Origin of the sequence: Halanaerobium saccharolyticum, from assembly GCF_003053565.1 — a bacterium.
In the GTDB taxonomy this organism is placed as follows: domain Bacteria; phylum Bacillota; class Halanaerobiia; order Halanaerobiales; family Halanaerobiaceae; genus Halanaerobium; species Halanaerobium saccharolyticum_B.
Genome location: NZ_QAXS01000026.1, coordinates 41744 through 47987, shown reverse-complemented (window position 1 = coordinate 47987; position 6244 = coordinate 41744). Strand labels below are relative to the sequence as shown.

At 37.7% G+C, this 6244-nt stretch carries 5 protein-coding genes and 1 other annotated feature; all 5 genes read left to right on the top strand.

What is annotated here, in order from left to right; genetic code table 11:
* Positions 1 to 329: 329 nt before the first annotated feature.
* Positions 330 to 539, top strand: a binding site (T-box leader).
* Positions 540 to 663: 124 nt separating this feature from the next.
* The 5 genes from C8C76_RS10440 to C8C76_RS10420 all read left to right on the top strand — a co-directional run bounded on the left by C8C76_RS10440 (position 664) and on the right by C8C76_RS10420 (position 6121).
* Positions 664 to 1878 carry an argininosuccinate synthase gene (locus tag C8C76_RS10440; RefSeq protein WP_108141393.1) on the top strand — a complete coding sequence of 405 codons (1215 nt, stop codon included), beginning with the start codon at positions 664 to 666 and terminating at the stop codon, positions 1876 to 1878.
* The gene (gene argH / locus C8C76_RS10435) at positions 1879 to 3285 is read left to right on the top strand and encodes an argininosuccinate lyase (protein ID WP_108141391.1); all 1407 of its coding nucleotides are present in this window, start codon (positions 1879 to 1881) and stop codon (positions 3283 to 3285) included.
* Between the two features lie 138 nt (positions 3286 to 3423).
* Positions 3424 to 4650 carry a M48 family metallopeptidase gene (locus tag C8C76_RS10430; RefSeq protein WP_258222477.1) on the top strand — a complete coding sequence of 409 codons (1227 nt, stop codon included), beginning with the start codon at positions 3424 to 3426 and terminating at the stop codon, positions 4648 to 4650.
* A gap of 24 nt (positions 4651 to 4674) precedes the next feature.
* Positions 4675 to 5220, top strand: a complete 546-nt coding sequence (locus C8C76_RS10425; RefSeq protein WP_181248195.1) for an ECF transporter S component — start codon at positions 4675 to 4677, stop codon at positions 5218 to 5220.
* A gap of 52 nt (positions 5221 to 5272) precedes the next feature.
* Entirely contained in the window at positions 5273 to 6121 is an 849-nt protein-coding gene (locus tag C8C76_RS10420; protein ID WP_108141385.1) for a PfkB family carbohydrate kinase, read from the top strand.
* Positions 6122 to 6244: the final 123 nt, after the last annotated feature.

Here is a 6244-nt window from a genome sequence, read left to right as displayed (position 1 = left end):
AATTTCAAACTGCATTCATGCTAATTTTTAATTTTGCATTACCATTAATGTTAATATATGCCATTTGTATTACCCACACTAAATAGCGAAGAGCCTATCAGAAAATATTACCAGAGACAATGATACTAGTAATTGTTATTGCTTTATAGATATAGTATTTTCAAATACCAAGTATAGTGATTAAGATTAGATTATGATAAATAATTCACTATAACCAGGTCCAAAACGACGAGGTCCAAAAAGGTGATTTTGGACCTGGTTCAATAAAATATCACAAAATCTCTTGCAATCAGCAATTAAATACTATATAATACTTAAAAATAAACATAAATAAACCTGTGAGCAGAAGAGTAAGAATTTTTGTGGAGTCAGCGAATCGAGGATGGTGAGAGCTCGAGCGAAACCTGGTTCTGAAGCGCATCTGTGAGGTTTTTTTCTGAACTCAGTAGGAAAAAACGTAGAACTGCGTTAAATTAGCTGAAAGTGGATAATTATTTTATCAAGCAGAGTGGTACCACGGATATTAACCTGTCTCTATTATATGGAGGCGGGTTTTTGTAGTTTTTAGCAGCTTTTTTGCTGAAAATATATTTAAAGAAAATTGTTGGTCTGATTTGTTGAGGATTGAAAAGAGAGCAGAAAATCTAAGGAGGAATATTTAAAATGGCAGAAAAAGAAATTAAGAAAATTTTGTTGGCGTATTCAGGTGGACTTGATACTTCAGTGGCGATTAAGTGGCTGCAGGACAAATATGATGCAGAAATTATTACTTATACCGCTCATTTAGGCCAGCCTCAGGACTGGGATGCAGTTGAGGAGAAGGCTCTGGCAACAGGTGCTTCTAAGGCTTATATTGATGATATTAGAGAAGAGTTTATTACCGATTATGTTTACCCTGCACTTAAAGTAAACGCAATGTATCAGGAGAAGTATCCCCTGGCAACAGCACTGGCTCGGCCGCTGATTTCTAAGAGAATGGTAGAAATCGCAAAAAAAGAGGGAGTAGATGCTTTAGCTCACGGCTGTACAGGTAAGGGTAATGACCAGGTTCGTTTTGAAGTTTCCTTTAAAGCTCTGGCTCCAGAAATGGAAATTATCGCACCTTTAAGAGACTGGGAATTTGTTTCCAGAGATGCAGAGATTGAATATGCAGAAGCAAATGGAATTCCGGTTAAGGCAACCAAAGACAGTCCCTACAGTATCGACCAGAACTTATGGGGAATCAGTATTGAATGTGGAGTGCTTGAAGATCCCTGGGCTGAGCCACCTGCAGATGCCTATCAGTGGACTAAAGATGTAGATGATACTCCAGATCAGCCGAAATATATTACAATTGATTTTGAAAAAGGTGTTCCTGTAGCAATTGACGGAGAAAAAATGTCCCCAATTGACCTGGTAGAAAAGTTGAATGCAGTTGGTTCTGAATACGGAGTCGGCAGAATCGATATGTTAGAAGACAGACTGGTTGGAATTAAATCCAGAGAGATTTATGAAGCACCAGCCGGTGAAATCTTAATTACTGCTCACAAAGCTTTAGAAGATTTAACTTTGGACCGCGATACCAAAAATTACAAAGCTGAAATGTCAGCTAAATACGCTGAATTAACTTATAACGGCCTCTGGTTCTCACCATTAAGAGATGCTTTAGATGCCTTTGTTGATAAATCTCAGGAAACAGTAACCGGAACAGTTAAAGTTAAGCTTTACAAAGCAAACTGTACCCTGGCAGGTAGAAAATCGGAGTATTCATTATATGATCACGGACTGGCTACCTATGATGAAAGTGATAATTTTGATCATAAATCAGCTCCCGGATTTATCAACCTCTGGGCTTTACCCTTACAGGTAGCAAATCAGAAAAAGAGAGAAGAGAAGTAGATGGCAAAAAGTAAATTATGGGGAGGAAGATTTGAGGCAAATACATCTGAGCTGATGGATCAATTTAATGCTTCTCTTCCTTTTGATATAAATTTAATGGAATATGATATAGAGGGCAGCTTAGCCCATGTTAAAATGCTGGGTAAACAGGAGATTTTAACTGCTGCCGAGGTGGAAAAAATAACTGAAGGCTTAAAGGATGTCAAAAAAGATCTTGAAGCTGAATTAGAAGCGGGAACTTTTGATTTTAAGGAAGCCGAGGATATTCACAGTCTGGTGGAAGCCCGACTGACTGCTAAAATTGGTGCAGTCGGAGGTAAACTCCATACTGGCCGCAGCCGGAATGATCAGGTTGCAGTTGATATGAGGCTTTACTTAAGAGATCAGACCGAACAGATAATGGAAATGATTCTTAAGTTTATGCAGGTGCTGCTTGAGCTGGCAGAAGAGCATGCAGAAACTGTAATGCCCGGTTACACTCACCTGCAGCGGGCTCAGGCTTTAACCTTTGGTCATCACCTGCTTGCCTATTATTTTAAGTTAAAGCGGGACTATCAGCGTTTTCAGGATGCTCTAAAAAGAATCAATGTCTCACCATTGGGTTCTGGAGCTCTGGCCGGCAGCTCATTTAATTTAGACCGTGATTTTACGGCTCAGGAGCTTGGCTTTGAGCGGGCCTGCGAAAATTCAATGGATGGAGTCAGTGATCGGGATTTTGTGCTGGAATTTCTTTCTGTTGCTTCGAATCTGATGCTGCATTTGAGCCGCTTAAGTGAAGAAGTGATCCTCTGGAATTCAAAAGAATTTTCCTTTATCGAGCTTGCCGACCAGTACACAACCGGCAGTTCAATTATGCCGCAGAAGAAAAATCCGGATCTGGCCGAACTGGTTAGAGGTAAAACTGGACGGGTTATCGGCAGCTTAAATCAGCTGCTGCTGACCATTAAAGGACTGCCGCTGGCTTATAATAAGGACCTCCAGGAAGATAAAGAAGGTCTTTTTGATAGTGTTGATACACTTCAGGTGATTTTAGAATTATATCCGGAAATGTTAAAGACTATGACAGTCAAAAAAGAAGCGATGCAGCAGGCTGCAGCTACAGGATTTTTAAATGCAACCGAGCTGGCTGATTTTCTGGCTGAAAATGGTATTCCCTTCCGTCAGGCTCATCAAATTGTCGGAGAGGCTGTTTTATTTGCCTCCCAGAAGCAGAAAGAGCTCGATCAGCTTGGGCAGCCGGAATGGGAAGAAATTTTAGGAGACTACCTTAAGGTTGATGCAGATAAATTAAAAGAAAAGTTAGCTGTCAAAGCTGCAGTTAATTCGCATGCAACTAAGGGTGGTCCGGCATTCGAGGAAAGTAAACGAGTTATCAAAGAAGAAAGAAAGTTTTTAGCTCAGAAATAAAAATAGTTAAATAGAAAATTATTCAAAAATAGCCTCTGATTTAGTGAGCAAAATAATTCTAAATTAGGGGTTTTATTTTTGCCGAAAAAGTATTACAATAGATATATAAGTAAACTACTAAAGATTGGAGGGTTTAAAGTGAGAAAATCAAATTTTGCTTTAGATAAAGTTTTGACAGTAATTTTAACAGTCTTTTTAATTAGTATCATTAGTATTTCAACTGTTTCAGCTTTTTCTGATTATGAAAAAGATGTAGCTGAGAGATTATATAAAGATTTAGATGAGGAATATAGAATTACAGAATTTAGAGCTGGCAGTCTGGAGTATGAAACTCTTAAAAGATTAGAGGCAAATGTGGTAGCAGATAAATTTAAGGATGAGGAATTTAAGGTCCACCATATTGACGATCAGACGATTAATGCCTATTATATAGGTGATGGTAATATAATGCTTTTTGAGGGACTGCTGCAGAAATTAAGCACCGAAAATCAACTGGCTGGTCTGATTGCACATGAGATGGGACATGCTGTAGAAGAACATCTAACTGAGGATTTAGAACGAAACCTGGGGCTATCACTATTAAATCTGCTTTTCAATCATTTTACAGATAATGATTACCAGACAATGACCAATGTTGCTCAAAATTTAATTGCCAATGGTTATTCCAGAGAACAGGAGCAGGAATCAGATATCTATGCGGTCGACTTAATGATGCGCAGTGGTTATGATCCCAAGGGATTAATTGAGCTGATGCAGATTTTTAAAGAAAACAGTAATAATTTTAAGCTCTTAGAATTCACTCAGACTCATCCAATTCCGGAAAGTAGAATTGAATATCTCAAGGAATACATTGCTCAGCAGAAGTCAAAAAAGGCTGCTGAAGATAATAATCGAGAAGGCAGTGATCAGGGCTTAACCATGCCTGAGAGAAACGAGTTTAGTCACTTTGAAAACAGTTTGATTTCCTTTTCCTATCCAAAAAACTGGAATTTAAATGAAGCGAGGGTTTTAAAACAGGAGGTCAAATTTAAATATCAGCTGAGTGCTGAAAACTTAAATGCAGAAATCTATTTTGAAGATTTGAGTGCCAAAAACTTTATGGAAACGGCTCGCAAACAGTTTAATTATGCTGCCATCGAGGCTGAAGAAAATGGCTATCAGGTGGAAAAACGAACTATTGCAGATGATCAGCTTGATATTTATCAGCTGCAGTTAAACCGCAGTCAGGAATATAAGCTTGATTATTTTATTAGTCAGAAAGATCAGCAGCAGCTTTTAAAATTGAGTTTTGAACCTGGTGCTGAAAATAGGGCTGAACAGCGTCAGCTAATAGAAAAACTGATTGAAAGTATTCAATTTAAATAATATATAAAATTTGGAGTGGTCACTTTGAAAAATAAAACAAGAAAGTTAGTCTGGGCAAGTTTTTTATTAATTCTGGGTCTGATTTTACCGCGGCTGGTTAATCTGGCTGGAAGTCCAACTCTGGGAAATTTAATTTCTCCGATGCATATTCCGGTATTTTTAACAGCTCTAATTTTAGGACCCTTTTACGGAACTTTAATCGGTTTTATTACCCCGCTGTTCAGCACTCTGCTTTTTGCAATGCCGCCAGTGATGCCGCCGATTACCTTTCTCATGGCTTTTGAACTGGCAGCCTTTGGTTTAGTTGCTGGCTATCTTTATTCTAATAAATCTCAAAATATGTATTTGAGTTTAATTGCTGCTATGATTTTGGGACGTTTTGTTTATGGACTGGCGTTAATAGCTGTTGGACCAATCTTTGATTTTAATCCGCCTTTTATTCCTTTTATGCAGGGGGCATTTGTAACTGGAATTCCAGGAATCGTTATTCAGCTGGTAGTTATTCCATTAATTGTTGAAAAGATCAAACCGATTAAGGAATTTGCAGAGTTTAATAGGAAGGTTAAATAAGTTTAGGCTGAATAATTTCAACTAAAACAATCAAAACTGAGGAGGAATAATTATGCAGTATGATATATTTTCTGTAGGTGATAATATAGCAGACTATTACCCGGAGGAAAAGAGAGTTTATGCCGGGGGAGGCGCCTACAATACGGCTGTGATCGCCAAACGACTGGGTGCTAAAGCAGCTTATTATGGAGTTTTTGGGACAGATAAGAATGCTAAATTTTTATATGAAACTTTAAAAAAAGAAAAGGTTGCCTATCCTGTTAATGATATTAGAAAAGGAAGGAATGCACTTTCAATTGTCCGCCGTCAGGGTTCGGAAGCGGTTATTGAGGCTGTTGACAAGGGAGTATATAAAAATTTAAAAATCAATAAAAATGTGCTGGAGATTATCAAAAATTCTAAAATTGTCCACAGTAATATTTATTCCTATTTTGAAAATTACCTACCAAAGCTGCACTATAAGACTAAACTGTCATTTGATTTTTCTTACCTCAGAAACAGGGAATATATTGAGGATATTATCCCCAGAGTAGATATTGCTTTTTTCTCAGAAAGTAAGAGTCAGGAGGACCCGGAAGCCTTTTTAGACTGGCTTTCTCAGTTTGAGCTTGAGGCTGTTATTTTAACCCTGGGTGAAGACGGGGTTCTGATGCAGCTTGGAGAAGAAATAATTAGAGAAAAGTCCCTGCCTGTTGAAGCAGTTGATACTCTGGGCGCAGGTGATGCCTTAACAGCAGCTTTTTTAACTTCTCTGGCAAAAAACGAAAAAGATTATCATCAAGCTCTGGCTGAAGGATTGAAAACAGCTGCTAAATACTGTAAAATAAGAGGAGCTCTGGGGGTTTCTGAGTCGAGAGAAGAGGAGCAGATAATCCATAAAAATGTTCACCAGAAAAAATAATATCTGTTTAATAGTTAAAATAAATTAATTAAGCTTTATTTTAGCAATTTAAGAGGGATTAAACAATTTTTATAGAAAATATATTTTAGGGAAAATTATTTTAACTATTTTGGGGAAAGGATT

Excerpts from the sequence above, each read along its gene's own strand:
- argH (WP_108141391.1), top strand. The coding sequence starts at position 1,879 with ATGGCAAAAAGTAAATTATGGGGAGGAAGATTTGAGGCAAATACATCT.
- C8C76_RS10420 (WP_108141385.1), top strand. The coding sequence starts at position 5,273 with ATGCAGTATGATATATTTTCTGTAGGTGATAATATAGCAGACTATTAC.
- C8C76_RS10440 (WP_108141393.1), top strand. The coding sequence starts at position 664 with ATGGCAGAAAAAGAAATTAAGAAAATTTTGTTGGCGTATTCAGGTGGA.